22 protein-coding genes are annotated in these 24,780 nt (G+C 42.0%); 19 read left to right on the forward strand and 3 right to left on the reverse strand.

The annotated features are described in order from the left end of the window. Positions 1–33: 33 nt before the first annotated feature. The 8 genes from LSG31_RS14315 (at position 34) to LSG31_RS14350 (ending at position 9,677) form a co-directional block, all read left to right on the forward strand. Positions 34–708 carry a DUF4867 family protein gene (locus LSG31_RS14315; RefSeq protein WP_347435769.1) on the forward strand — a complete coding sequence of 225 codons (675 nt, stop codon included), beginning with the start codon at positions 34–36 and terminating at the stop codon, positions 706–708. 47 nt (positions 709–755) lie between these two features. Next, a complete protein-coding gene (locus LSG31_RS14320) occupies positions 756–2,795 on the forward strand; it encodes an alpha-glucosidase (RefSeq protein ID WP_347435770.1) in 2,040 nt (679 codons plus the stop codon). A 133-nt stretch (positions 2,796–2,928) separates the two neighbouring features. Next, positions 2,929–4,269 carry a sulfoquinovose isomerase gene (gene sftI / locus LSG31_RS14325; RefSeq protein WP_347435771.1) on the forward strand — a complete coding sequence of 447 codons (1,341 nt, stop codon included), beginning with the start codon at positions 2,929–2,931 and terminating at the stop codon, positions 4,267–4,269. A 14-nt stretch (positions 4,270–4,283) separates the two neighbouring features. After that, positions 4,284–5,465 carry a diphosphate--fructose-6-phosphate 1-phosphotransferase gene (locus LSG31_RS14330; RefSeq protein WP_347435772.1) on the forward strand — a complete coding sequence of 394 codons (1,182 nt, stop codon included), beginning with the start codon at positions 4,284–4,286 and terminating at the stop codon, positions 5,463–5,465. Further along, positions 5,437–6,171 (forward strand): GntR family transcriptional regulator, encoded by a 735-nt coding sequence (locus LSG31_RS14335; RefSeq protein ID WP_347435773.1) that lies wholly within the window; start codon positions 5,437–5,439, stop codon positions 6,169–6,171. The genes LSG31_RS14330 and LSG31_RS14335 overlap by 29 nt, the downstream gene beginning before the upstream one ends. A 14-nt stretch (positions 6,172–6,185) precedes the next feature. After that, positions 6,186–7,076, forward strand: a complete 891-nt coding sequence (locus LSG31_RS14340) for a class II fructose-bisphosphate aldolase (protein ID WP_347435774.1) — start codon at positions 6,186–6,188, stop codon at positions 7,074–7,076. 25 nt (positions 7,077–7,101) lie between these two features. After that, positions 7,102–8,532 carry an aldehyde dehydrogenase family protein gene (locus LSG31_RS14345; protein WP_430734280.1) on the forward strand — a complete coding sequence of 477 codons (1,431 nt, stop codon included), beginning with the start codon at positions 7,102–7,104 and terminating at the stop codon, positions 8,530–8,532. Between the two features lie 170 nt (positions 8,533–8,702). Next, complete coding sequence (locus tag LSG31_RS14350) at positions 8,703–9,677, forward strand: bile acid:sodium symporter family protein (protein WP_347435776.1); 975 nt, start codon at positions 8,703–8,705, stop codon at positions 9,675–9,677. Here LSG31_RS14350 and LSG31_RS14355 read toward each other — a convergent pair. Continuing rightward, positions 9,674–10,348, reverse strand: a complete 675-nt coding sequence (locus LSG31_RS14355; RefSeq protein WP_347435777.1) for a metal-dependent transcriptional regulator — start codon at positions 10,346–10,348, stop codon at positions 9,674–9,676. The two genes, LSG31_RS14350 and LSG31_RS14355, sit on opposite strands and share 4 nt — an antisense overlap. Before the next feature lie 273 nt (positions 10,349–10,621). On the opposite strand from LSG31_RS14355, the gene LSG31_RS14360 reads away from it, so the two are divergent. The 4 genes from LSG31_RS14360 (at position 10,622) to LSG31_RS14375 (ending at position 14,401) form a co-directional block, all read left to right on the forward strand. Then, complete coding sequence (locus LSG31_RS14360) at positions 10,622–11,320, forward strand: helix-turn-helix transcriptional regulator (RefSeq protein ID WP_347435778.1); 699 nt, start codon at positions 10,622–10,624, stop codon at positions 11,318–11,320. Positions 11,321–11,397: 77 nt separating this feature from the next. Next, positions 11,398–12,015 (forward strand): GTP cyclohydrolase I FolE, encoded by a 618-nt coding sequence (folE, locus tag LSG31_RS14365; protein ID WP_347439520.1) that lies wholly within the window; start codon positions 11,398–11,400, stop codon positions 12,013–12,015. A 333-nt stretch (positions 12,016–12,348) separates the two neighbouring features. After that, positions 12,349–13,851, forward strand: coding sequence for an FTR1 family iron permease (locus LSG31_RS14370; protein WP_347435779.1), 1,503 nt, complete (start codon positions 12,349–12,351; stop codon positions 13,849–13,851). 79 nt (positions 13,852–13,930) lie between these two features. Beyond that, entirely contained in the window at positions 13,931–14,401 is a 471-nt protein-coding gene (locus LSG31_RS14375) for a hypothetical protein (protein WP_347435780.1), read from the forward strand. Between the two features lie 130 nt (positions 14,402–14,531). Here the strand turns inward: LSG31_RS14375 and LSG31_RS14380 are convergent, their stop codons facing one another. Next, positions 14,532–15,113, reverse strand: coding sequence for an O-methyltransferase (locus tag LSG31_RS14380; protein ID WP_347435781.1), 582 nt, complete (start codon positions 15,111–15,113; stop codon positions 14,532–14,534). 174 nt (positions 15,114–15,287) lie between these two features. Here LSG31_RS14380 and LSG31_RS14385 point away from each other — a divergent pair, with 174 nt between their 5' ends. From LSG31_RS14385 to LSG31_RS14395, 3 genes are all read left to right on the forward strand, one after another. Next, a complete protein-coding gene (locus LSG31_RS14385; protein ID WP_347435782.1) occupies positions 15,288–16,274 on the forward strand; it encodes an aromatic ring-hydroxylating oxygenase subunit alpha in 987 nt (328 codons plus the stop codon). A gap of 150 nt (positions 16,275–16,424) precedes the next feature. Continuing rightward, positions 16,425–17,012 carry a polysaccharide deacetylase family protein gene (locus tag LSG31_RS14390; RefSeq protein WP_347435783.1) on the forward strand — a complete coding sequence of 196 codons (588 nt, stop codon included), beginning with the start codon at positions 16,425–16,427 and terminating at the stop codon, positions 17,010–17,012. A 60-nt stretch (positions 17,013–17,072) separates the two neighbouring features. Then, on the forward strand, positions 17,073–18,074 hold the full coding sequence (locus LSG31_RS14395; protein ID WP_347435784.1) for a glycosyltransferase: 1,002 nt from the start codon (positions 17,073–17,075) through the stop codon (positions 18,072–18,074). A gap of 179 nt (positions 18,075–18,253) precedes the next feature. Here the strand turns inward: LSG31_RS14395 and LSG31_RS14400 are convergent, their stop codons facing one another. Continuing rightward, a complete protein-coding gene (locus LSG31_RS14400; RefSeq protein WP_347435785.1) occupies positions 18,254–19,006 on the reverse strand; it encodes a Cof-type HAD-IIB family hydrolase in 753 nt (250 codons plus the stop codon). A gap of 272 nt (positions 19,007–19,278) precedes the next feature. Here LSG31_RS14400 and glcT point away from each other — a divergent pair, with 272 nt between their 5' ends. The 4 genes from glcT to LSG31_RS14420 all read left to right on the forward strand — a co-directional run bounded on the left by glcT (position 19,279) and on the right by LSG31_RS14420 (position 24,557). Next, positions 19,279–20,145 (forward strand): glucose PTS transporter transcription antiterminator GlcT, encoded by an 867-nt coding sequence (gene glcT, locus LSG31_RS14405; RefSeq protein ID WP_347435786.1) that lies wholly within the window; start codon positions 19,279–19,281, stop codon positions 20,143–20,145. 431 nt (positions 20,146–20,576) lie between these two features. Next, on the forward strand, positions 20,577–22,658 hold the full coding sequence (gene ptsG, locus LSG31_RS14410; RefSeq protein ID WP_347439521.1) for a glucose-specific PTS transporter subunit IIBC: 2,082 nt from the start codon (positions 20,577–20,579) through the stop codon (positions 22,656–22,658). A 431-nt stretch (positions 22,659–23,089) separates the two neighbouring features. Then, a complete protein-coding gene (locus LSG31_RS14415; protein ID WP_347439522.1) occupies positions 23,090–24,292 on the forward strand; it encodes an ATP-binding protein in 1,203 nt (400 codons plus the stop codon). A 76-nt stretch (positions 24,293–24,368) separates the two neighbouring features. Beyond that, the gene (locus LSG31_RS14420) at positions 24,369–24,557 is read left to right on the forward strand and encodes a hypothetical protein (RefSeq protein WP_347435787.1); all 189 of its coding nucleotides are present in this window, start codon (positions 24,369–24,371) and stop codon (positions 24,555–24,557) included. Positions 24,558–24,780: the final 223 nt, after the last annotated feature.

The following is a 24,780-nucleotide window of genomic DNA, read 5'->3' on the forward strand; positions in this document are numbered from 1 at the left end:
ATTACTCCGATCTTTCTATAGGTGGTATCCAAAATGTCAATATTTGAAATGATTAAAGGTTTGAATAAACATGTAAATATATTTCATATTTCTGACCAAGCTTTTACTCCTTATGGAAAAAAGATTACAAATTATGATTTCACTGAAATGATCCATTATATGGAGGAAACCGAAATTCCTGCAGCGGAAAACATATATGTTCCATCTGTGGAACATATGGAAAAAATCGTTGTTGCACAAATGGTTCAAAAGAATCACTATGGCGATATGGAAATTCAGGTAGGATATTGCAACGGCAGAAATTCGCATCTGAATGGTCTTGAATATCATAAAGGCAGCGAAATTAACGTTGCTGCAACTGATATGGTTTTGCTTTTAGGGAACGTTCAGGAAATTAAAAAAAATAGATACGATGTGAAAAAAATCGAGGGTTTTTTTGTGCCAATGGGTTCTGCCATTGAGTTGTATCAAACAACATTACATTTTGCACCTTGTAAAGTACTGGATAGCGGTTTCAAATGTATAGTTATCCTGCCTAGAGGCACAAATACTCCATTGGATAAACCGATTCAAAAGCTAACCGAAGAAGATGAGTTGTTGTTTATGAGAAATAAATGGTTGTTGGCTCATCCGGAACGTAAACCATTAGTGGAAAAGGGAGCCTATCCGGGTATTACCGGAGAAAATATCGAGATACATTTTTCATAAACTTCTAGAAAAGTCGAATCGATTGCATTTAGAAACGAGGGATTAACATGTCTATATTTGCAAAAACAACGAACACTTTTGCCTTAAAAAGCCTGGCAGATGGCTTCGAAATCGCTTTAAACGGCATGCCGATACTGCGGCACACGATGGATCAGCCGATGGTGTTTGTCGGGATTGGTGCAGAAACGATCAACATGCATCGCGGCAACTTTGACATTCAAGACTATCTGATCGAAAGAGTTGCGCTCCGCTATGCAAAAATCGATGAAAATGGAGATTCGTATGTGGTCCGTTTATCCAAGTACGCGGAAAGTGAACCCTCTATTGTTTTTTCGATAAAGGAAGAAAACAAAAGGTTAAAGTTAGAATTGATACAATCAGACGAAACGATCAACCGTTTTTGGTTCAGAGTAACTGCAGATCAAAACGAAAAAGTATATGGCTGTGGTGAACAATTGTCCTATTTTAACTTGCGGGGAAAACATTTTCCGCTATGGACATCTGAGCCGGGAGTCGGGCGTAACAAAAAGACGTATGTGACCTGGCAAGCGGATGTAAACGATCACGCCGGCGGTGATTATTATACTACGAATTTTCCGCTTCCCACTTACGTTTCAAGTAAAAAGTATTATTGCCACGTGGATACAACAGCATATGCCGATTTTGATTTTCGAAATGATGAATTCCATGAACTTCAGGTCTGGGATGTTCCTCAATCGATCGTGTTTGAAGCCGCTGATTCCTTTTTGGAATTGGTCGAGAAAATCACCGAACGTTTTGGAAGACAGCCGGAATTGCCGGAGTGGACGTATAACGGTATCTGGTTAGGCATACAGGGAGGTACTGATGTTGTAGAAGAAAAACTGCAGCGGGCACTTGATAAAGGCGTGAAAGTCGGGGGAGTATGGTGCCAGGATTGGCAAGGAAAGCGTATTACGTCGTTTGGAAAACGATTGATGTGGAATTGGAAATGGAACCCTGAAGAATATCCGAATCTTGACCAGAAAATGAAAGAGTGGAAGGAAAAGGGGATTCGCTTTCTTGGGTACATCAATCCATATGTGGCTATTGAAGGTGATCTATATAAAACAGCCAGCGAGAAAGGATACCTGGCTTTAAATAAACAAGGTGAAGATTATCTTGTTGATTTCGGCGAATTTTATTGCGGGGTTGTTGACTTTACGAATCCGGAAGCGTGTAAATGGTATAAATCCGTTATTAAAAATAATCTCATTGATTTCGGGTTGGATGGATGGATGGCCGATTTTGGAGAATATCTGCCGACAGATGTCGTTTTAAAAAGTGGTGCATCCGCAAAAATCATGCATAATGCTTGGCCGGTGCTGTGGGCGAAAATGAATTACGAAGCCGTCCGGGAAGCCGGAAAACTGGGAGAAGTCGTTTATTTTATGCGTGCGGGATTTACCGGAACGCAAAAATATTGCACCCTTTTATGGGCCGGAGACCAAAGTGTGGATTGGAGCTTGGATGATGGATTGGCATCTGTGATTCCGGCAGCCTTATCCAGTGGAATCATTGGTTGCGGATTGCATCATAGTGATATAGGCGGATATACAAGTCTGCATGGCAATAAACGTACAAAAGAATTGTTTATGAGATGGGCAGAAATGAGTACGTTTACACCGGTGATGCGAACACATGAAGGCAATCGTCCGTACGACTGCTTCCAGTTCGATAGTGATGATGAAACATTGGAACATTTGGCGCGAATGACGAATATTTACGTTGCTTTAGCTCCTTACACAAAACACCTGGTAAAAATAAATGCAGAGAAAGGGATTCCTGTTCAGAGACCTTTGTTTATGCATTACGAAAACGACGAAGAGGCATATAAACTACAGTATCAGTATTTATACGGCCGTGATTTGCTTGTAGCACCAGTACATCAAGAAAGCCAGCAGACATGGAACGTATATTTGCCGGAGGATCAATGGATCCATTTGTGGACTGGACAAAAATATAAGGGCGGATATTCTGAGGTCGATGTTCCACTAGGGTATCCAGCCGTATTTTATCGAGAGGATTCGGATTTTGTTGAGTTATTTCGGGAAATTTCAAATTTATAGAAGCACAGTGAAGTTGTAAATGTAAAATTCCAGCCTAAAAGGTAATAATGTATTTAAAAAGATAGCTATCTTTGATAGAATAGAATTATAAAATAACGGCGCTTTTCATCGAATGTAGAGGGTGTGTTGCTATATGTTAGAAACATCATTACTATATGTGCCCATCGGACGTACAACGTTTGATCTTGCTGCCGGTGAACAATATCGACAGCAAAGTGCGGTTTGGTTACAAGATCAATGTACAGTCGTACAACAACCTGAAAAGATTATTACATCTGTTGCGGAATTGGAAGATTTCCTTTTATCGATGAAAGACTATCCATTTGATACGGTGTTATATCAGAGTGTAACATTTGCGGATGGTGAATTTATTGAGAAGGTACTCAAACATTTTCAAATCCCGGTCGTGGTTTGGTCGGTTCGTGAACCTAGCGTCGGCGGGCGATTACGCTTGAATTCATTGACAGGCGGAAACAGTACGTGCAATGTTCTTCGAAATCATCGCCATCCTTTCTCTTTTGTATTTGGCAACCCGGAGGAAAAACAATTGCAAACACGTCTGCTCCGGCAATTCCAAGTCAATCGTGTTATTCGCAAACTGAAACAATTAACGGTCGGTGTGATTGGTGATCATCCACCCGGGTTCTTTTTTTCTAGTGCGAACGAGGAAAAGCTCCAACAGATATTTGGTGTAAACATTCATAAAATGGATTTATATCAGGCATTTGCCGAATGTGTCAAATTACCGCAAGATCAATGGATGAATACGTTGGAACTGGCGGAAACAAAAGTGGTCGGATTGAATCGGACGGATGAAACGGTTCAAAAGTTTGCACAGTTTGCTTCCTACGTGCAAAGTTATATTCAAGATCATAACATTCAAGCATTGGCAGTCCGTTGTTGGCCGGATTTCTTCAATGAACTGGGAGCGGCAGCATGTTCGACACTGTCACATCTGACCGAATACGGTGTCGTATCTTCATGCGAATCGGATATACACGGTTCGATCTCGATGTTTCTATTGCGGGAACTAAGCAGCGGAAGCGCCCCGTATTTGGGCGATCTTGTCCATATCGATGAAGCAAACAATTCAGTTGTTTTTTGGCATTGTGGCGCAGGTGCGTATTCGTTGGCACATCCTGCCACAGGAGCACAGGCAGGGGTGCATCCGAACCGTAAAATAGGCATGACGATGGAATTTGGACTGAAGCCTGGCGAGGTTACAATTTTCAGACTCGGGTTTACTCCCGACGGGTACAGATTGTTGGTCATGAAAGGGAAAGCGGTTGATTCTCCCCAGCCATTTAGCGGCACATCGGTGGAAGTTGCCCTGACGACAGAAGTAACTGAAACGGTATATAAACTCATGAACGAAGGATTCGAACCGCATTATGCGCTTGTTTACGCGGATGTTACGAAAGCGTTAATCGAATTGGGGCGTCAATTGGGTATTGAAACCATCGTATTTGTGTAATGGGGGGCTAATGAATGAGTACGATTGCGATCGGGCAAGCCGGTGGCCCCACAGCTGTCATAAACGCAAGCCTTGTCGGGTTTTTGGAAGGTTTGGACGAACATCATACTGTATATGGAATCATGAATGGATATCAAGGTTTGGCAGAAAACGATTTGGAGTTGCTCGAAGGTGGAATGTTGCACTGGGTTCTGAGTCATCGATTTGTACCGGGAGCATGTCTGGGTTCCGGCCGATTTCTTTTTACAGAAGAGAAAATTTCACAAGCTGTTCGAAATTTAAAAAAACGTGACATCCATACACTTGTTTTTATAGGTGGCAATGGAACGATGGCGGCTCTCCAAAAAATTAGTCACGAGGCGAAAGCGATAGGCTATGAACTGCAAGTGATCGGTATACCGAAGACTGTCGATAATGATTTGGCAGGAACTGACCACGCTCCTGGTTTCGGCAGTGCAGCGAGATATGTTGCCCTTTCTACAAGAGATATCAGTAAAGATTTGGAAGCTATGCGGAACTTTGAGCAAGTAAGGATTATTGAAACAATGGGGCGCAATGCAGGGTGGTTGGCTGCTGCGAGTGGATTTTTAAAACAATCAGAGACAGATGGTCCTCATTTGGTTTGCATTCCCGAAGTGCCAATCGAACAGGGTCAGTTGCTCCAACAAATAAAAGAGATGGTTCGTGAATATGGAATCGTAACAATTGTCGTAAGTGAAGGTGTGACACTTAAAGGGGCCTCGCAAGTGAAGAAAGCAGTCGTCCAAGGCAGATCTGTTCTTGGCGGGATTTCCAAACAGCTGGAGGATATCGTACGAGAACATCTTGGCCTAAATGCCCGAGCTGAAATTTTAGGCATGAATCAGCGAAGTTCTATCATGGCGATTTCGTCTCAAGATCAATTGGAAGCATATGAAACAGGCAAAAAAGCGGCTGAAATTTTGAAAGCAGGCAAAACGGAAGTGATGGTTGCTATTCAATACTTGGATTCCATCCGATATACTTCTATATTAGAAGATTGTCCATTGGAGATTGTAGCGAGTAAAGGAGAAAGATTGCTTCCGGAGGAATTTATATCAAATCAAAAGAGATATTTTCGGTGGTTGAAACATTTGATTGGAGATAATATTCCTTCATACCCTCCTGCACTTAGAAGGAGAATGATTGATGAAAATTTATACAGTGGATCCAAGTAATAATGTAGCATTATATCTGCAAGTAAAAGAAATTTTGATTGACCGTATTCAAAATCGTGTTTGGCCGCCTAACACCTTAATTCCGACTGAGCAAGAATTGATGCAGGAATTTAATGTAAGCCGTACGACCATTCGTCAAGCCATTTCGATCCTCGTTCAAGAAGGATTGCTGGAAAAAAAACAGGGAAAAGGCACGATTGTCAAAACCCAACAACTAGTCGGAAGTCTTGGTCGTTTGAAAGGATTTGCCGAAGAGGTGATGGAACGTGGGCAAATCCCTCATTCGCAGTTGTTGCGTGCGGAATTCAGCGGTTCACTTTTTGATGAAAAGTCAATGCTGCAAGTAACTGAGGATGAAAAAATTCTGGTCATCGAGAGAATCCGTTTTGCCGATTCCACGCCAATTGCATTAGAACGTACATGTTGGCCGGAGAAAATTGGTCAAATATTGATGAAATATGATTTGCAAACAGCGAAGTTTTATCAAATATTAGAGGAAAATAATATTTTCCTAAAACGAGCAAAAGAAAAAATTTCTGCCATCAATGCGACGATTTATGAAGCGGACGTTCTGGGAATACGGCCTGGTGAGGCTTTGCTTGAAATGTCCCGGTTAAGTTTCGGGCTTGATGATCGGCCCATTGAATTCACAAAAACAAAATATCGAAGTGACCATTACCACTATGACATTGAATTAAAACGATAAGGAGACAGAGGATTATGCCTTATATTTCCGGTAAAGAATTATTGCAACAAGCTTGGAAGAACGGATATGCTGTGGGAGCTTTCAGCGCGCACAATGCGGAAACCATTCAGTCCATTTTATGGGCGGCGGAAGCGGAACAAGCGCCGGCGATGATACAGGTCGGACAAAGGGTCATTCAATATCTTGGACTGGAACCAATGAAAAAAATGATTGACGTTTTTATGAAGGATATTACGGTGCCGATTTGTATTCATCTTGATCACAGTCGCAAGTATGAGCAGACAATGGAGGCCATTCAGCTTGGATTTCAATCCGTGATGTTTGATGGATCGGCGCTTTCTTTTAACGAAAACACTGCGATTACAAGAAAAGTGGTTGAAGCTGCCCGTGCGCTTGGAATCGGTACGGAAGGTGAAATTGGAAAAATTGGCGGGACGGAAGATGACATAACGGTGGATGAGGAAGATGCAATGATTACGACTACGGAGGAAGCGGTTGCTTTCATAGAAGCAACTGATGTTGATTCTTTAGCGGTATCTATCGGTACCGCCCATGGTATATACAAAAAGCCGCCAAAACTTGCGTTTGGCCGGTTAAAAGAAATTTCCGAGGCAGTAAAACGGCCGCTTGTTCTTCACGGTGGTTCGGATGTACCGGATGAACAAGTCGTAAAGGCAATTTCACTTGGAATTGCAAAAGTAAATGTGGATACGGAATTGCGACAAGCTTTTACACATGGAGTCTTGGAAGTTTTGAACGACAATCCCGTTGAATATCATCTAGCCGTTTATCTTGGACGTGGCAGGGAAGTCATGCAAGCAAAAGTACGGGAAAAAATCCGTTTGTTTGGTAGTTCCGGGAAAGCACAAGACTTTTTTCAGGATAAAAAGATAGTAATGATATAATGAATAAGGAGTGATCTTTATGGCTATGGCGGAAATTGGTTTTCAACAGTATGGCTTATGGATTCATGGAGAATGGGAACATCCATCTCATTCGATGGATGTGCTGAATAAATACACACAAGAAAAGGCGGCAACGATTGCTGTTGCAGAAAAGGTTCATGTGGAGAAAGCGGTTGAAGCGGCGAAGGCTGCATTAAAAAAGTCATTTTCTCCCTATCAACGCTTTGAAGTTTTGTCAAAAGCGTCAAGGCTTTTGCTGGAATGGAGGGATGAGTTTTCTCGGATTTTGGCAATTGAAGTCGGGAAGCCGATTCGTGAAGCACGTGGGGAAGTTGAACGTGCGGCGTTAACATTAGAGATATCTGCAGAGGAAGCCAAACGAATTCATGGCGAAGGAATTCCTGTAGAATCCGCTCCGGGATCGGAAAACCGAATGGCCTTTACCATTCGTGTACCGGTTGGCGTGATTGCTGCCATTACTCCGTTTAATGTGCCTTTGAATCTTGTATGCCACAAGATTGGTCCTGCAATTGCAGCAGGGAATAGCGTAGTTTTAAAACCGGCAGAAGTTGCGCCGGTATCGGCACTCATGTTAGCTGAGTTGTTAGATGAGGCTGGGCTGCCAAAAGGGCGTTTTAACGTCGTAACGGGTAATGGACCGGAAATTGGAGATTGGTTATTAGAAAACAAAGATGTCCGAATGTTCACATTTACCGGGAGTCCAAGAGTTGGTGAATGGATCCGGCAAAAGGCTGGCATTCGCAAGGTGGCGTTAGAACTCGGAAATAACTCCGCAACGATTGTCCATAATGACTGCGATTTAGACAAAGCAGCGTCAATTATTTCCCAAAAAAGCTTTAATAATGCCGGACAAGTTTGTATTTCCGTACAGCGCGTATATGTTCATAAAGATGTTCAGGAAACATTCATTAACAAGTTAAAAGAAAAAACAGAGGTGCTTAAAGTAGGGAACCCACTTGACGAGTCGACAGACATTGGGCCGATGATACGGATGGAAGAAGCGAAACGGGTGGAAAGTTGGGTTCAGGAAGCGGTTGACCAAGGTGCGAAGATTGTCTTGGGAGGTCACCGCGAAGGAGCACTTTATCAGCCGACAATCCTGACAAATGTCAATGCCGATATGAAAGTTTGTCGCCAAGAGGTATTTGGACCGGTCGTTTCTATTGATACGTATAGCGATTTTGATGATGTGATTGCAAGAGTCAACGATTCCGATTATGGTTTGCAAGCCGGTGTGTTTACAAATAATCTTGGTTTGGCAATGAAGGCTGCCCGTGAAATTGAAGTAGGCGGTGTAATCATCAATGATGCGTCAGCTTACAGAGTGGATCATATGCCGTATGGTGGTGTAAAACGGAGCGGTACTGGTAAAGAAGGCCCAGCCTATGCAATTGAAGAAATGACGGAAGAAAGAATTGTCGTTTTCAATGTATAGGAGAAGTATGAAGTATAGGGACACTTTGAACAAATCGAGCAACACAATACAGCCTGGCATAGCGCCGGGCTTTTTGAAAACAATGGGTTCGAATTTAGGGAGTGTATATGTATGCTGTATGGATCTCATAGAACATTAAACGATCTGCAATTCGTAATGATGGTGAAATTATGATTCGTATATCACAAGGATTAAATACGTCTATGATCCTTAGTAAAGCAAACTCTTTGATGGATCGTTGGATTTATATTGTAATGCCGCTCTTAATGGGAATAGGAATTATCATTCATGTATATTTGGATGACTTTGTAAATGCAACACCCTATCTTTTTATGTACTTGACATTCGTATCTTCCTTGCATGCGAATCTTCGTGATTTTAAAGAATTGATCCATCAGAAAACTTCTGCAATCGTCATTCTACTGTTATTGCACGTAATCGTACCGGTTTGTGCCTTTCAGATTGCAAAATTATTTTTTCCTGCCCAACCAGATTTAATTGCGGGCATCACTTTGTTCATGGCTCTTCCCGTTGGTGTGACTGCAATTTTTTGGGTGGGTTATGCGGGGGCAAGTCTGATGATCGCGCTCGCCTTTGTAACATTTGATACGTTGATCAGTCCATTCGTTGTTCCAATGTCCTTACATTTTGTTTTAGGTTCAACCGTTTCTGTAAATGGAGGAGCTTTGGTCGTTTCGCTTTTAAAATTGGTAGTTTTGCCGTCCGTTTTGGGGATGTGGGCTGGAGACAAGCTGCGCCAGTCAAATCCACCCGAATGGTTGCGCCCGCTTGCCATTAGTTCATCTAAATTTTGTCTATACTTGATTGTCCTTTTTAATGCTGCATTGATTGCCGGGGATTTACATGCAGTCGCTCATGATTTAGTAAAAGTTATCATAGTTGTCGCTGTATTAATGATATTGGGATATCTGGTCAGTCTAGGATTTGTATCTCTGTTTTGCAAGAAGAAAGATTTGAAAATTGCTTTTTCCTATAGTGGCGGCATTCGAAATTATACGGTTGGGGTTGTTCTGGCAACCGCATTTTTCTCGCCAACAGCAGCTTTTCCGATACTTTTGGCAATGTTATTGCAACATCCTACCGCTTTGCTGTTTACCTTTATTTTCAAAAAATTACCTGCTTAACGTATTTTTTGATCTACCATAGTAACAAGAATTCGCTTGGCAATTTCAAACGGAATTGTGATTTTGCTGTCACGGATTTGAGCCAGAATCTCACCGGTTGCGGGAGTTGAAGATAGCAGGAATATCTTGGCGTTTGGAACGAACCCATTTGTTTCAAAAAAACGAAGAGTTTCTGCATCTTCTTCTGCATGCTCAAAAATTCGATTGACTGTAACGGTAGAGGGGATTGACATCTCGGATAAGGGTATTGCCTTTGCAATGGGTACCCCGGATCCCGGAATGACATTTCCATGTGGACACGTAGTCGGAAATCCCAAAATTTTTGCCAGCCTCGATTCCACCCGATCCGAAATCGCATGTTCCAATCGGCTTGCTTCTTCGTGCGCCTCCGCCCAATCCAACTCTAATACATCTGTCAACCAGCGTTCAATCAAGCGATGACGACGGATGATGGTTTCCGCACGTTCGGCTCCAAGCTTTGTAAGCGAAATTTCACGTGAATCCGAATGTTTGACAAAACCCACACTGACTAACCGTTGTACCGTTTGGGTTACGGTTGGTCTCGTAACGCCCAAATACTCCGCCAGTTTGGATCCCACCACCGTTTGGCCTTCGGAATGCAATACATAGATTGCTTCAAGGTATTTATCCATACCTTTTGTTTTTTCCATCGTTTCCTCCCATAAATAACCCATAGTATTTTCCAATCATTATACACGATATATGAAAAAACAGATATGCTCTATATAATAAAAATAATACAATGTATAACTTGCAAAATTTATAGATACGGTGTATATATAGATAATAAAAGCAATTTCTAATGATGAAGAATTGGATTATTTCGAATGTTCAGATGAGAAATACCTGTATCCGATCATTAAACGGAGTAAAAACTCCATCTATTTCAAGTTTTACTTTACGGTGAAGGAGGGATGGAAACGATGCTTCAGAACATCGAACAACTTTCAGATGTCCGTCGAAATATTTTGGAAGCCCTTAAACGCAATGGGCCTGTAACGATCGCGGAGCTTGCAAATCGTTTTGCGATGACGGGAGAAGCAATACGGCAACATCTTTTGATACTTGAAAAAGAAGGATGGGTCGAACGAAAAATTTTTCGGGCAAGTCATGGAGCCGGACGGCCATCCACTCGTTATCGTCTGACATCCGAAGGTGAACATCTCTTTCCGAAAAATTACGTAAGCCTGGCAGTAGAAGTGATCGATACAATTACGGAACACTTTGGTCAGGATGCGTTGCGACACGTCCTTGAATCTATGACAGAACATCGGGTTCGGGAGTGGGAGCCGCGTGTCAATGGATTGAGCCTTTCGGAACGTGTCAATGTTCTAAGGGATATATATCAGGAAAATGATGCATACATGGAAATTGAGCAGTCAGGAGATCAAGTTTGCTTGATTGAAAAAAATTGCCCGTTTTTAAATGTTGCGAAACGGCGTCCAGCACTTTGCAGTGTTACAGTATCCGCTTTTACACGTTTGTTGGGATGCCGGGTAGTACGAGAGGAGCGTTTTCAAAACGGCGATGGACGTTGCGTATTTCGAGTGCTTGTCGATCAGCCGATTGACCCTGAAACAAGTGTTTTTTCATATGAGGACGAAAACTTGACACATTCGTAATTGTAATTTGGCTTGCACATACGGGTGGCATTTGTACGTAACTTTTAACCAAACGAAAGAGGTGGATACAGTTGGCAATGAATATTGAAGCATCAAAAAAGCATCCGTTTTTTGAGTATCTTGTTTCTGAAACAGACGATAAAATCATACAAGCCACAAATTTTATGAATTCCATCAGAGATTTGATTAAACTTTGCGGAGACGATCCCGATCGGGATGGACTTTTCGAAACTCCGAAGCGTGTCTTGCATGCTTTTCTTGAGTATACGGAAGGGTATCGGGAGGATCCCAAAAATCATCTGAAAAAAACGTTTGATGTGGATCACAAACAATTGGTTTTGGTTAAGGATATTGAATTCTACTCCATGTGTGAACATCATTTTGCACCGTTTTTTGGAGTTGCTCACGTTGGATATATACCAGATGCAAAAATTACCGGCTTGTCAAAAATTGCTCGTACGGTTGACGGGTATGCAAAGCGGTTTCAAGTGCAAGAGCGCCTGACCAATGAAATCGCTGAAGCAATTGAAGAAATTCTCGAACCGAAGGGTACGATGGTCGTCATTGAGGCAAAACATATGTGTATGTGTGGACGAGGAATTAAAAAATCAGATGCTGCGACAATCACTACATCCGTTCACGGTATTTTTGAAAATCAGTCTGACAAACGTGCTGAATTTTTATCGCTTCTCTAAAAATATATATTACAACTTGACGAATCCTCATAATTTGCATAAAATAATCGTGTGATTAGGTTTGCCTAATCATTTATGCGAATTTCAAATCGTATGGTTTGCTCGACACTCGTTCATGATTGATGAAAGAGGGTCATATTTTTTGAGTGTAATTGAGAATCATTATCGATACTAGGATAGGATTAGGAGTAGATGATAATAGGATACTGAAATGGAATGAATGAGTTTACAAGTAGAAACATCGATAAAATGCATTCTTTTTTTATTTGATATTGAGAATGATTATCAATGTTAAATAAAAGGGACTTGTGATTGAATAAGGGGGAAAATTTCATGCGTAGGAAAATAAGGGACAGGAAAATAAGCCGCGCCTTATTCCTGTTCGTATTGGCGGTCGTGTTTATTTTGCCAATATCGGCACAAGCTGCCAGCCAAGGAACGGAGAATTTGACACAGGCCGAAACAATTGTCGATAAGGCATTGTCAGAGGCGAACCAAGGTCATCTATCGCAAGCAAAAGATACATATCAGAAATTTCCGGATATGTGGTTAAAAATCGAAGATAGCGTGAAGACGGAATCGGGTCAGGCTTACAGCGACATTGAATTAAATATGGGTCAAGTGGATTACGCTCTTATACAGAATAAACAACCGGGAATTGTCAAGGCTCTGCAAGGTCTGAAAGATGTGAATGAAAGATTCATTCATGGACAATACGCAAAAGGCGAACAGTTCAAGAAAGAATCGATCACACTTGGCGATTTTTTAAACATGTTGCAAGAAACCAAGAAACAAACACAAAATCACGATCAGCAAGCGGCACTTCAAGATATTGGGAAGGTTCGGCAATCATGGCTGAGTGTAGAAGGTGTTGTTGTTGCACAGTCAGCGAGCATCTATGGCGATTCGGAACGGGATATGGTGACAATCAATGCGATGATTGCGGCAGGCAATGATCAAGGCGCAGCTCAAATATTGGATCGGATGATTCAATATTTGACTCCACTGGCTACGAAAACAGGATATACGATTTGGGATGCCGCGATGATTCCGATTCGCGAAGGGCTAGAGGCATTGCTTGTTGTGGCGGCATTGCTTGCATTCGTTAAAAAATCGAATCAAAGCAAAGGAAAAGTATGGATCTGGAGCGGAGTATTCGGCGGTCTCGGAGTCAGTGCGATTTTAGCCGTGGTTGTGAAGCTTGTATTCTCATCCGGAGCGTTTGGCAACAATAACTTTCTGATTTCCGGCTGGACGGGTGTGATCGCTGCCGCCATGCTGTTATACATGGCTTATTGGCTGCATAGTCAGTCGAATATAAAAGATTGGCAAAAATACCTGCGCACCCAAAGTCAATCGGCTGTGGATACAGGAAGACTTGTTTCCCTTGGCGTCCTGTCATTTCTTGCCGTCTTTCGCGAAGGGACGGAAACTGTTTTGTTTATCATTGGGATGATCAATCAGATCAGCATTCAAAATCTCATACTTGGCCTGTTGCTCGGGCTCGGAATATTAGCTGTCCTTGCTTTTCTGATGCTCGTCGTCGGAATCAAGCTCCCGATGCGGCCGTTTTTCATGGTTTCCAGTTTCATTGTGTTCTATTTATGTTTGAAATTTACTGGGATGGGGATCCATAGTTTGCAACTGGCAGGAACCTTGCCTTCAACAACGGCGCCTCTTCCCAGCGTGGATTTCATAGCGCTCTATCCATCCTGGGAGAGCAGCATCCCGCAAATTCTGTTAGTGTTGTTCGCGCTATGTATGGTTTTCTGGAAAAACCGTCCGATGAAATGGACGAAAAAAGATCAACATCAGCAAATTACTGTAAATCACTGATTGCAGTCAATCATTGCGATCAACAAACCAATATCAATAAATCAATACATTATCATTTCAGGCAAAGGGGAAATTTGTTATGAAATCAACTCGTTCACTTATGATTGTATCTCTTGTCGGCACCGTGTTTTTATTTGGATGCGGCGCCAACAATGCAGCATCAGGCTCCAATGGCAACGGGAGCACTGCTCAAACAACACAACAGGCGTCACAAGGGACATCTTCCGCGTCAGATAAATCGAATGCCTCTGCAACGGATATAAAATCAGGTGTTGCAAAGATGCTTTCGGTTGCAACGGATCTCAAAAAGCAAATTGAAGCGGGTGATGAAGCAAAAGTCAAGAGTACCGGGCCACAATTGGAAGATGCTTGGCATTCCTTTGAGGATAGCGTTAAGGCAAAATACCCGGATCAATATGCGGGCGTCGAAAAATTTCTGGATCCAACTGTAGCAGGTTCGAAAATAAGTCCGCTGGATAAGCAGACACTTTCCAAATTGGATGATCAGTTGATTCAAACATTAAATGACCTGGCACAAAAAGTTCAGTAGAAACGCTCGAAAAGGCCATAGAAAATATCTATGGCCTTTTCCGGGTAATTTTTGTATTTTCAGAAATATCCATCACAGAATGGCTTATTTTTTGAATAAGAACGATCCCATTCGTTTTTCATCATTTGATTCATTCACTTATTTTACACGTAAATTGATCTCCCGAACCAATCGGGACTGTTACGGAAGATCCGTCTTCAAGTATGTCCACTGTCACTTTATATGCTTCAATCCCTAATACACCTTCATGTGACAGCATATTGTCGGCCACAATCAGACCGCCTTTACGCATTTTAGGCCAAAGCATACTTAAGTAAAATATATATTCATCTTTCATTGCATCGATAAAAACAAAATCCCATGGACCATCCAGCCGCTCAATCGTTTCCAATGCATTTCCTTCCAGCAGTTCAATATAATCAGATAAGCCAGCTTCGTCAAACGACTGTTTGGCTAATTGTATTTTAAATGGACTTAATTCGCATGTGGTCACTTTTCCGCCGTTCTCCCGCGCTGCATCTGCAAGAAATAGCGTGGAATAGCCGCTTGATGTGCCAATTTCCAAAATTCGTTTTGCACCACTATGTCGTAATACTATATTAAGGAGCAATCCGGTTTCTTTTGAAATATGCCAAAGCCCCTCTTCTAAGTTTGGGTTTTTTTCGAGTTCCTCTAGTTTCTGAAGTACGCTCCATACCCGTTCATCTTTCACAGAATCTCCTCCGTTTTCAACAACTAGGCTCAAATGGAACCAAGTCATATATAGTACGATTATGAGTCTAAAATTGCTACTCCACTACTCTTGCTTTCGATCTCGTGCATCTGCCTAACACATGAGACGGATTCTCCACATATTTTTAAATAGAAAACTGTCAGGGGGATCTTTATGCAGAACGCTTGGTACATTGCTGCGACGAGTGAAGAACTGAAAGAGGGAATTCTTCCGCGTACGATTCTATCTAGAGATATCTTGCTCTATAGAGATTCAAAAGGAATTGCACATGCGTTAAAAAATCAATGTGTCCATCGGGGGGCCAGGTTGTCTGACGGGAAAATTCATGAGGATTGTATTGTTTGCCCTTTTCACGGCTGGGAATTTTTCAGTGATGGACAATGCATGTACATTCCGGCGAATGGAACGAATGCAAGTATTCCAACAGGCGCGAAAGTCGAAAGCTATCCAGTATGTGAAACGGCCGGATTTGTTTGGGTATATATCGGCAAACAAAATCATGTTCAAGAGCTTGCATTGCCCAAAGAGGCAACAAGTCCTTCCTTTAGAGGCGTGCCTTTTTCTGCAGAATGGAATGCACATGTAACAAGGGTTGTTGAAAGTATTCTCGATGTATCCCATTTGCCATTTGTACATCCAAACTCTACAGGTGACGTAAACCCGATCGTTGATGGACCGGATTTTGAAGTTACCGAAAGGCACATTCGAATTGAGGCGCAAGCGTTCCACCCGCTGCTCAAAACTCCGTTGAATCAAGTGGAGGAAAGAGGTTCGTCAACCATTCTATTTTCATTCCCGAATCAAATTTTATTGCGTACAAATATGGTAAAAGATAATGGACATCAAATGTGTACCTATCTTTCCTTTACTCCGGTAAATGACGAAACAATTAAAATATATGGCCTTGCATTGCGCAATTTTCTGTTAGATGTCGACTTGATCGACGAAATCCACTATGAACATAACGTAAAAGTCCTTGAAGAGGATCGGCCCATTGTGGAAGGTCTAAAACCGAAAATATCACCGCTGGATCTTTCAAAAGAAAAACACGTTCGTTCTGATGGGCCGCAAGTCCGTTTCAGAATCATGTTTCGAAAAGCGCTTGAAGAGGAATTGCTTGAAGAGGAATTTCAGGAATAATTGTTTTTCTCGTAGGCATACGTACTTGAGGTATACTAAATGGAGCAGCTTCATTTTCATTTTGAAAGAGATGTGATCGCAATGGCGAAAAAGGATGTCTGACTTTGAGGATACGAATACGATACAGTCGTGTACGACTGGAAAGATGGATTGCCTAGCATAACACAAATACCTTCCGGTGTGCTTTTGACATTTGATGACGGACCATCTGAGTATGTGATACCATTATTAAATATTCTGAAGCGTAAACATGTAATGGCGTTTTTCTTCTGGCTGGGTGAGAATCTATCGCCATCTCAATCGATATCGCAGGTACTCGCAGAAGGACACGGGATTGGGAGTCATGGATTTCATCATAAAATATTGTCTGATTTATCGTATCAAGAACAATATTGGGAAATTCAACAGAGTAAAGTCGCATTGGAAAACTGCATACAATCACCCATTCGGTTTTTCCGGCCGCCAAATGGCAGAATGAATGAAGATACAATTGCAATCGCAAAATCTTTCCATCTGCATTGCGTAAGATGGAATATTGGTTCATGGGACTGGGCTCATGCTCATGATCCGGATACAATTGCCGATCATGTGGTCGGACATGTTTCATCCGGTTCTATCGTGCTATTGCATGAACTTCCGCAAACCGTAATCATTCTGGAGCAGTTGATTGATCGGATCCGGGAGAAAGGGCTGGACTTTGCCGGGCCCGAAGCGTTGGATTTGCGTGTTGGATTGTAAACTTAGACAAGCTTTTGTTTCATTTCGATTCATGATTCTATTCATTAGGAAGGGCAATACATGAGAGTACGACTTGTTACACCTTATTACCATGTTCCACGGGGAAATTCAATAACCGTAAGAAGAATTGCACAGGGTTTGAAAACATTCCATATAGAAGTAGAGGTTGTCTCTTTAGACAGTGAACAGATTCTTGAAGAATCAAATGCCGATCTGATTCATGGATTTCATGCATACCGATTTTGTGCATATTTGGAGAATCAGAAAACAGCCCGTCAGCCGTACATTGTAACGTTAACAGGTACGGACCTGAACTACGACCTATCGAATCGGGAACGAAAGGAAAAAGTTAGAAATACATTAATCGGCGCCAAAGCCGTTCATGTTTTTAGCGAGGGTGACAAGAGTCGACTGCTGCAGCATTTGCCTGCCGTTCAAAATAAAACGGTCATTATTCCTCAAGGTGTCGGAGATTTTGCGATTCAAGAAAGTCATTTTCGAAAAGAAGCGGGCACGTTTGTAATTCTTTTGCCTGCGGGCATTCGAAAAGTAAAGAATATTCCGGCGGCCATTTCGATGTTAGAACCGCTACATATGGAGATGCCGAACATTCGCTTATGGATTTGCGGGCCTGTCATCGAAGAGGAAGAATGGTCAAAAGTACAGATGCTTATACGTCGAAATCAAGATTGGATCGAGTATATAGGCCAAGTACCCCACGCAGAGATGGGTGCTCTTTATCGATGCGCCGATCTTGTTTTGAATACGTCGCTGGCAGAAGGACAACCTGCCGCGCTCCTGGAAGCCATGTATCTCGGAATTCCGGTAGTAGCATCGAATATTCCAGGGAATCGCAGCATTTTGGTGAATGAGGAAACGGGTTTGTTGTATCATGACGAAAAAGAGTTTATTCGCTATTGCAAAACGATTATGTTTGATGTCAGTTTTAAAAACGATTTGATTTCCCGCGCGATGGCGTATGTGCGAACGAAACATACGGCAGAAAAGGAAATTCAGGCATTTATCTCCTTGTACCAAGGGATTTTGTCGAGTGTACGTTAGTTCATGCAATGAACCGTTGCAGATGGATTCGGATGGGAACATAAGGTTCCCGGAAAGATAACTCGCGCTAACTGCCAAAGCAGCAAGTTCGGCTATGTATTGAAGAATCAGATGGAGACAATATTCCACCTGATTCAAGTTTCACTTAATGGTGTCAAATGTCAAATGTTCAACTGATTTTACTTGTGAATTTTCATGTTTTGCAGCAAGAATTCAATACAGCGGGCCACACCGTGATCGACATGGCTCGCTGTGACATGGTCTGCTATATTTTTTACCGCCTGTTGTGCATTTCCCATTGCGACGCCAAATCCGGCCCACTCAATCATTGCTATATCGTTGAGGCTGTCTCCAATGGCGACTACCTGATCGGATGGTATCTCAAGGTAGTCGCAAACTTTTTGCAGTCCGAATGATTTGGTGATTCCCTTTGGATTTACTTCAATATTTAAGGGATCGGAGTTTGTCAGTTCCCAATCTCCCCGTTTGGAAAGTTCGTTCCAAATGCGGTTGATTTGTTCCGGACGATCCGATTGAAACCCGAATTTTAGCCAGTCATATGACGCAATCGATTCTGGAAACGAATCCGATTGAAATCGTTGCTCCACGGAATACGCCCAGTATTCGATCTCGTAGCGAAGTGCCAGATCATGCAAAAAATGGACATCGGGACTCGAAAGAATATGCCTTTCCAGCAATTCTCCTTGAATGGTCCAAACTTCACTGCCATTTGTTGTTACCAAAGGCGCTTTTAAACCAAGCTCTTCAGCAAATGGAAGAATATTTTTAATATGCCGTCCGGTTGCTATCGTTACTTCGATGCCAACTTCCATTGCGTGTTTTACAGCAAGTCGATTTTCCTCAGAAATTGCACCTTGTTTATTCAGCAATGTTCCGTCCATGTCTAAAGCAATCAAACTCCAACGATTCATATGGCTTTCCTTCCTCCCCTGCAACCTATCATAGTCTCTCGGTATTTGTTTCTTTGAGTACCCTCCATGTTGAATTACATTTTACAGTAATGAACTGCTTAGAGTCTACAGCATTGTCGGGAGCTTTTCTTTCCCGTTTACGAAATGGAATGGCAATGTATGGGCAAAATAGTCACACGAATTTCGCAAAAAGGAAAACATCAGGTAGTGACATTTCCTAGTCAGGAACTTATAATCAGTTTGTTAAAAGGCTATCAAATAGGGTGTGTCGTATGTCCGAGGTAAAGCGGTATCAACTAAAGAAAATTTTAAGCAATAATGCCCTGTTGGCTGTTGATGCATCGCAAACGGAAGTCATCTTGCTCGGCAAGGGAATCGGTTTTCAGCGAAAAAAGGGCGATTGGATTGGCCTGGAGCAAGTGGAAAAACTGTTTTTATCTCCTTCCGATCAAAACCGGGATGCCATGTTGCGACTTTTCGCGGAGACAGATGAAGATGTCATCCGGGCGACGAGTGATTTTATACAGTATGCAGAAAACAAATTGCAATTAAAATTTACGCAGCAATTTTTAATCACGCTATTCGATCATATCGGATTTGCCATTAAGCGGCTGCAGCAAGGAATTCAAATACGGAATCCTTTTTTGCATGAAGTTCGGGCATTGTATCCCAAAGAGTATTCACTGGCATTGGAAGGCATCAAGATGCTTGCGAACCGGCTGAAAATTAAAATTCCGGAGGATGAAGTCGGCTTTATCGCACTCCACTTGCATGGTGCAGGAACACATCAAACGATAGAAAAGATTAATAAATATTCAACATTAATTGCAAAATTAATCGCAATCATAGAATCTGAGCTTTTGACGGAAATCGATAAAACAACTGCCGATTATTCCCGCTTGCTGACACATTTGCGTTTTGCTGTGGACCGGGCCGAAAAAGACCAGCCATTAGGGGAAAATCATCCTCTCAGCACGTTGTTGCAAAAAGAATATCCGGTGTGCTACAATTTGAGCTGGAAGCTGATCAAAATTTTGCAGAAGGAATTGCAAAAGAAGATTCCGGAAGCGGAAGCCAGCTATCTGACTTTACACATTCAACGTTTATACGATCATACAAACATTAAGAACAAGTCTTGAAGATTGCATTTTTTGAGTTTGATGTCAAGTTTGAGGCCAATTTTGAGATTGGTGTCAATGCATTTAAAAATTGAATGAATGCTTAAAGTGCGTGTTCAAAAAGTGGTTAAGTAAGACACAAGGAGTGCGAAGCCGAAGCACGAAAAGGCGACGGAGTGTACGTGTTTGGTACATGAGTAAGCCTTTTTGGGATTCGGCAAAGCAATCCGCCGTGGAGTTTTGACTACTTTTTGAACATCCTCTTAAAGATCTTTCGTGTGACTGATTCGATCAGGCATGAGGAGTTTATGCTGCAATGACAGTGATTTTCGTGTCGCAGCTTACTTCCTCATGCCTTTTTGTTTTGTATGATGCGTGCAAGAATCGGGCTTAGGAGAAAATATCCCGAATGTCCCGGTGCGAATCGAACAAAGGAGGAGAAAGAACGTATGGTGAAAAAGACGTTTGGCGTCTTACAGCAAGTGGGTAAAGCTTTGATGTTGCCGGTTGCGCTTTTGCCTGCTGCAGGAATGCTGCTTGCATTTGGCAACGCATTCCAAAACCCGGCATTGCTCGAAAGGATTCCTGCACTCAATGGGAATGTTTTTCAAATGATTGCACTTGTCATGCAGGATGCCGGAGGTGTCGTGTTTGACAACCTGTCATTGCTGTTTGCCGTCGGTGTGGCGGTAGGTTTGGCAGGCGGGGAAGGCGTTGCGGGTCTTGCAGCCATTATCGGCTTCTTGATTATGAATAAAGTAATGGGTGACATTCTGCATGTTACACCAGACATGGTTGCTCACAGTCAGGCATATGCGTCCATATTGGGGATACCGACGCTCCAGACTGGGGTATTCGGCGGAATTATTGTCGGCATCATGGCTTCGTATATGTACAAGAAATTTTACAATATCGAACTCCCGCAATTTCTGGGATTCTTTGCCGGCAAACGTTTCGTGCCGATTGTAACAGCCGGATCTGCAGTTATCTTGGGAATTATCATGATCTTCATTTGGCCGCCGATTCAAACGGGTCTGAATGCATTCTCACATTTTATGCTTGTAAAAAACCCGGTGCTTGCCACTTTTATCTTCGGGTTGGTGGAGCGTTCTCTGATTCCATTTGGCTTGCACCATATCTGGTATGCGCCATTCTGGTTCGAATTTGGTTCCTATACGACAAAAGCCGGACAAGTTGTACATGGAGACCAGCATATCTTCTTTGCCCAGTTGAAAGATAACGTGCCATTCACTGCGGGTTCATTTATGACCGGGAAATTCCCGTTCATGATGTTCGGCCTGCCTGCTGCAGCGCTCGCCATGTATCATGAAGCAAAGCCGGAAAAGAAAAAATTGGTTGCCGGTATTTTGGGCTCTGCTGCGTTAACTTCATTCCTGACGGGTATTACCGAGCCGATCGAATTTTCATTTTTATTTGTTGCACCTGTGTTATTCGCCATTCATGCCGTATTTGCCGGATTGTCTTTTATGACGATGTATCTTTTGCATGTTAAAATCGGTATGACATTTTCTGGTGGTGTTATTGACTATTTGCTGTTCGGCGTATTGCCGAATCGAACACATTGGTGGCTCGTCATTCCCGTCGGATTGGTATTTTCCGCCATTTACTATTTTGGATTTCGTTTTGCCATTCGCAAATGGGATCTGAAAACGCCAGGCCGCGAAGACGACGATGAAGCAACTGTTCAACAAAACGTTTCCGGAAATGAGCTTGCGATTGGCGTATTGGAAGGTCTTGGCGGAAAAGAAAACATTAAGCACTTGGACGCATGCATTACCCGTTTGCGCGTGACGGTAAATGATCATCAGAAAGTAGACAAAGACGCTCTGAAACGTCTTGGGGCAGCGGGGGTTCTGGAAGTAGGGGGCAATATTCAGGCAATATTCGGGCCCAAATCGGATGCATTAAAAGAACAGATCAAAGCGGTCATGAGTGGTGCCGCCCCGCAAATACGCGTAAATATTCCAGATCTAAAAGAATTGCCGGAAATAAACGGGCAGGCGGAAAACATGGATTCACTTGCCGCGAACCTGGAAAAGGAACCTGAGCATATTTTCGCACCGATCAGCGGTGAGGTGATCGACATCACGGAAGTTCCCGACCTTGTTTTTGCAGGAAAAATGATGGGGGATGGCTTTGCGATCCGTCCGCAAGATGGGCTTGTCGTATCACCGGTCAAAGGGAAAATACTCAATGCCTTCCCGACGAAACATGCGATCGGAATCCTTTCTGAGAAAGGTTTGGAAATCTTGATTCACGTAGGGTTGGATACAGTCAACTTGCAAGGGCAAGGATTTGAATTGCTTGTAACAGAAGGCGATCCAATTGATGTGGGAACACCTTTATTAAAAGTGGATCTCCCATATATTGAAGAACACGCAAAATCCAGTATTACACCGGTGGTCTTCACCAATTTGTTTGAATATATGTCTTTGAACATTGCCAAAGGAAGTGCTGCTGCCGGTAAAACGGAAGTAGCTGTTGTGGCAAGCAAGCAGTTGGAAACAGTATAACCGCCATCTGCAGCGAAAATGGCTTCGGATATTCCTGATAGGCATACCGAAGCTTTCTTTTGTTGTAAACAACATTTCACTCGATAGCAGCTTTTAACAATCTGAAAAATAATTTTGAGATCGACGACAAGCAATAGAAAGCACCTTCTAAAGTTTCCGGGAGGTGCTTTTCGATTGAAAGAAGGCACGCTGATTGCCTGTCTGTAACGATCAACTATAAAAAATGTACAAATTGTGTGCGGTGGGATCGTTTATTTTAAACATAGACAGGTATTTAATATTGGAATATGATTAATGAGAAAAAGGAATAAAATTCCGTATAGTTTGTATTTTTCAACCACATGTACATAGGGTGAGAGACATTGATCGGTTTTCAGGATCTTATACTTAATATTTTCTTTATTGTAATTTCAATTTTAACTTTTTCATTCATGAAATTTAGAAAAACACATAAAAATATCGTTATTTTATTACTTTCGACTATATCGCTTATTTTATGCATGGCTTTTCCATTTACTGTATTACCCGGACACATATATGACTTAAGAACTGTTCCTATTTTGATCAGCCTTTTCTATGGGGAATATTGGTGTTCCTTAATTGTGATCGCAACGCTCTTCATCTACAGATATTTGTTGGGCGGAGATGGTTTTTATACCACCGTTTTTTCCTATACACCCATTTTTTTATTTTTGTATCTGATTAAAAATCGCTATCAATCATTAAATTTCCGTAAAAAAATATTCATTTCGATGGCTTTGTCGTTCACTTGGGCGCTATTAATCGTGTTCGTAAGCATCCTTCGATTGACGAACCAACATGTTTTTATAGACGCGGATGTTCGTTTGTTCTTTGTGGAGTATTGTCTAATAAATCCTTTAGCTACATGGATCGCCGTATATTTGCTTGAGATTATTCAAGAAAACATAGCGATTCAATCTGAATTGCAAAAATCAGAAAAAATTCATGTTTTAGGGGAATTGGCTGCATCAATTGCACATGAAGTGAGAAATCCGTTAACAGCCATTCGTGGGTTTATGCAATTATTAAATCAACAGGACATACAAGAAAAGAGAGACATGTATGTAAGAATTATGATACATGAACTCGATCGGGCGGAATCCATTATCAATAATTATCTTTCACTTGCGAAACCTCATCTGGAAAAATTTGAAATTTTAAATGTGGAAGAAGTTATAAATCAAATCATTAACGTTATTTATTCTTACGGATTGCTGCGTAATGTTGAAATTAAAAAAAAATTGGCAAACGGCTTATTTATAACGGCAAATAATGAGAAATTTAGTCAGGTAGTAATGAATCTGATTAAAAACGGGATTGAATCCATGCCGCACGGAGGGGTCGTGGAAATTATCACGTATTTTAAAGAAGATTATATTCATATTGAAATTATTGATCAGGGGATCGGAATGACCGGTGAACAAATAGAAAGATTGGGCACTCCTTTTTATTCGACGAAAGAAAACGGAAATGGAATCGGCATGATGGTCAGTTATCGAATTATCGAAGGAATGAAAGGCAAGATTGTCGTGAGCAGTCAAAAGGGGAAAGGAACGAAATTTTTGATCGTGCTGCCAGCTTCATTCCCTGTGCATCCGGATCATGTTTTGTAAGCGGTATGCTTTTTAAGATGTATGGAAACAATAAGATGGGAGGACAATTTGATATGCAAAAAGAAAGGTGACTACAGTGAGATACGACGATTTTATGTTAAGCGTAATGACAGTCGTCTTGGTCAGTGTAATTTTTTTGGTATACGTCTATTATAGAAACATTCAAAAACATGCCGGCGAGAACTTGGATTCAGGCGTGCCGATCATGGACATGGTGGATATCGATTCGCTAGAACTTGAACCCGATGCATCGATTCAGAAATAAGTAAAAGGAAAGACTTCAAGTGAGTTGCATGTTTCTGTCTTGGTTTACTGCACTTCGATTCGAGGAAAGAAAAAGAGCCCTTGTGGGGGCTCTTTTTCATAGCGGCGTCTTTCCTTGATAGAAACTTTCCATAATGGTGAAATACGCATCGGAGCGGTTCACACATCTCTCCAGTTTCTTACTGCATGGCGTGTGGCAGTTAACAAATGTGTTCCGGCACATC

The sequence above is a fragment of the Fodinisporobacter ferrooxydans genome, from assembly GCF_022818495.1.
Taxonomy (GTDB): Bacteria; Bacillota; Bacilli; order Tumebacillales; family MYW30-H2; genus Fodinisporobacter; species Fodinisporobacter ferrooxydans.

Excerpts from the sequence above, each read along its gene's own strand:
- LSG31_RS14315 (WP_347435769.1), top strand. The coding sequence starts at position 34 with ATGTCAATATTTGAAATGATTAAAGGTTTGAATAAACATGTAAATATA.
- LSG31_RS14320 (WP_347435770.1), top strand. The coding sequence starts at position 756 with ATGTCTATATTTGCAAAAACAACGAACACTTTTGCCTTAAAAAGCCTG.
- sftI (WP_347435771.1), top strand. The coding sequence starts at position 2,929 with ATGTTAGAAACATCATTACTATATGTGCCCATCGGACGTACAACGTTT.
- LSG31_RS14330 (WP_347435772.1), top strand. The coding sequence starts at position 4,284 with ATGAGTACGATTGCGATCGGGCAAGCCGGTGGCCCCACAGCTGTCATA.
- LSG31_RS14335 (WP_347435773.1), top strand. The coding sequence starts at position 5,437 with ATGAAAATTTATACAGTGGATCCAAGTAATAATGTAGCATTATATCTG.
- LSG31_RS14340 (WP_347435774.1), top strand. The coding sequence starts at position 6,186 with ATGCCTTATATTTCCGGTAAAGAATTATTGCAACAAGCTTGGAAGAAC.
- LSG31_RS14345 (WP_430734280.1), top strand. The coding sequence starts at position 7,102 with ATGGCGGAAATTGGTTTTCAACAGTATGGCTTATGGATTCATGGAGAA.
- LSG31_RS14350 (WP_347435776.1), top strand. The coding sequence starts at position 8,703 with ATGATTCGTATATCACAAGGATTAAATACGTCTATGATCCTTAGTAAA.
- LSG31_RS14355 (WP_347435777.1), bottom strand. The coding sequence starts at position 10,348 with ATGGAAAAAACAAAAGGTATGGATAAATACCTTGAAGCAATCTATGTA.
- LSG31_RS14360 (WP_347435778.1), top strand. The coding sequence starts at position 10,622 with ATGCTTCAGAACATCGAACAACTTTCAGATGTCCGTCGAAATATTTTG.
- folE (WP_347439520.1), top strand. The coding sequence starts at position 11,398 with ATGAATATTGAAGCATCAAAAAAGCATCCGTTTTTTGAGTATCTTGTT.
- LSG31_RS14370 (WP_347435779.1), top strand. The coding sequence starts at position 12,349 with ATGCGTAGGAAAATAAGGGACAGGAAAATAAGCCGCGCCTTATTCCTG.
- LSG31_RS14375 (WP_347435780.1), top strand. The coding sequence starts at position 13,931 with ATGAAATCAACTCGTTCACTTATGATTGTATCTCTTGTCGGCACCGTG.
- LSG31_RS14385 (WP_347435782.1), top strand. The coding sequence starts at position 15,288 with ATGCAGAACGCTTGGTACATTGCTGCGACGAGTGAAGAACTGAAAGAG.
- LSG31_RS14395 (WP_347435784.1), top strand. The coding sequence starts at position 17,073 with ATGAGAGTACGACTTGTTACACCTTATTACCATGTTCCACGGGGAAAT.
- LSG31_RS14400 (WP_347435785.1), bottom strand. The coding sequence starts at position 19,006 with ATGAATCGTTGGAGTTTGATTGCTTTAGACATGGACGGAACATTGCTG.
- glcT (WP_347435786.1), top strand. The coding sequence starts at position 19,279 with ATGTCCGAGGTAAAGCGGTATCAACTAAAGAAAATTTTAAGCAATAAT.
- LSG31_RS14415 (WP_347439522.1), top strand. The coding sequence starts at position 23,090 with ATGAAATTTAGAAAAACACATAAAAATATCGTTATTTTATTACTTTCG.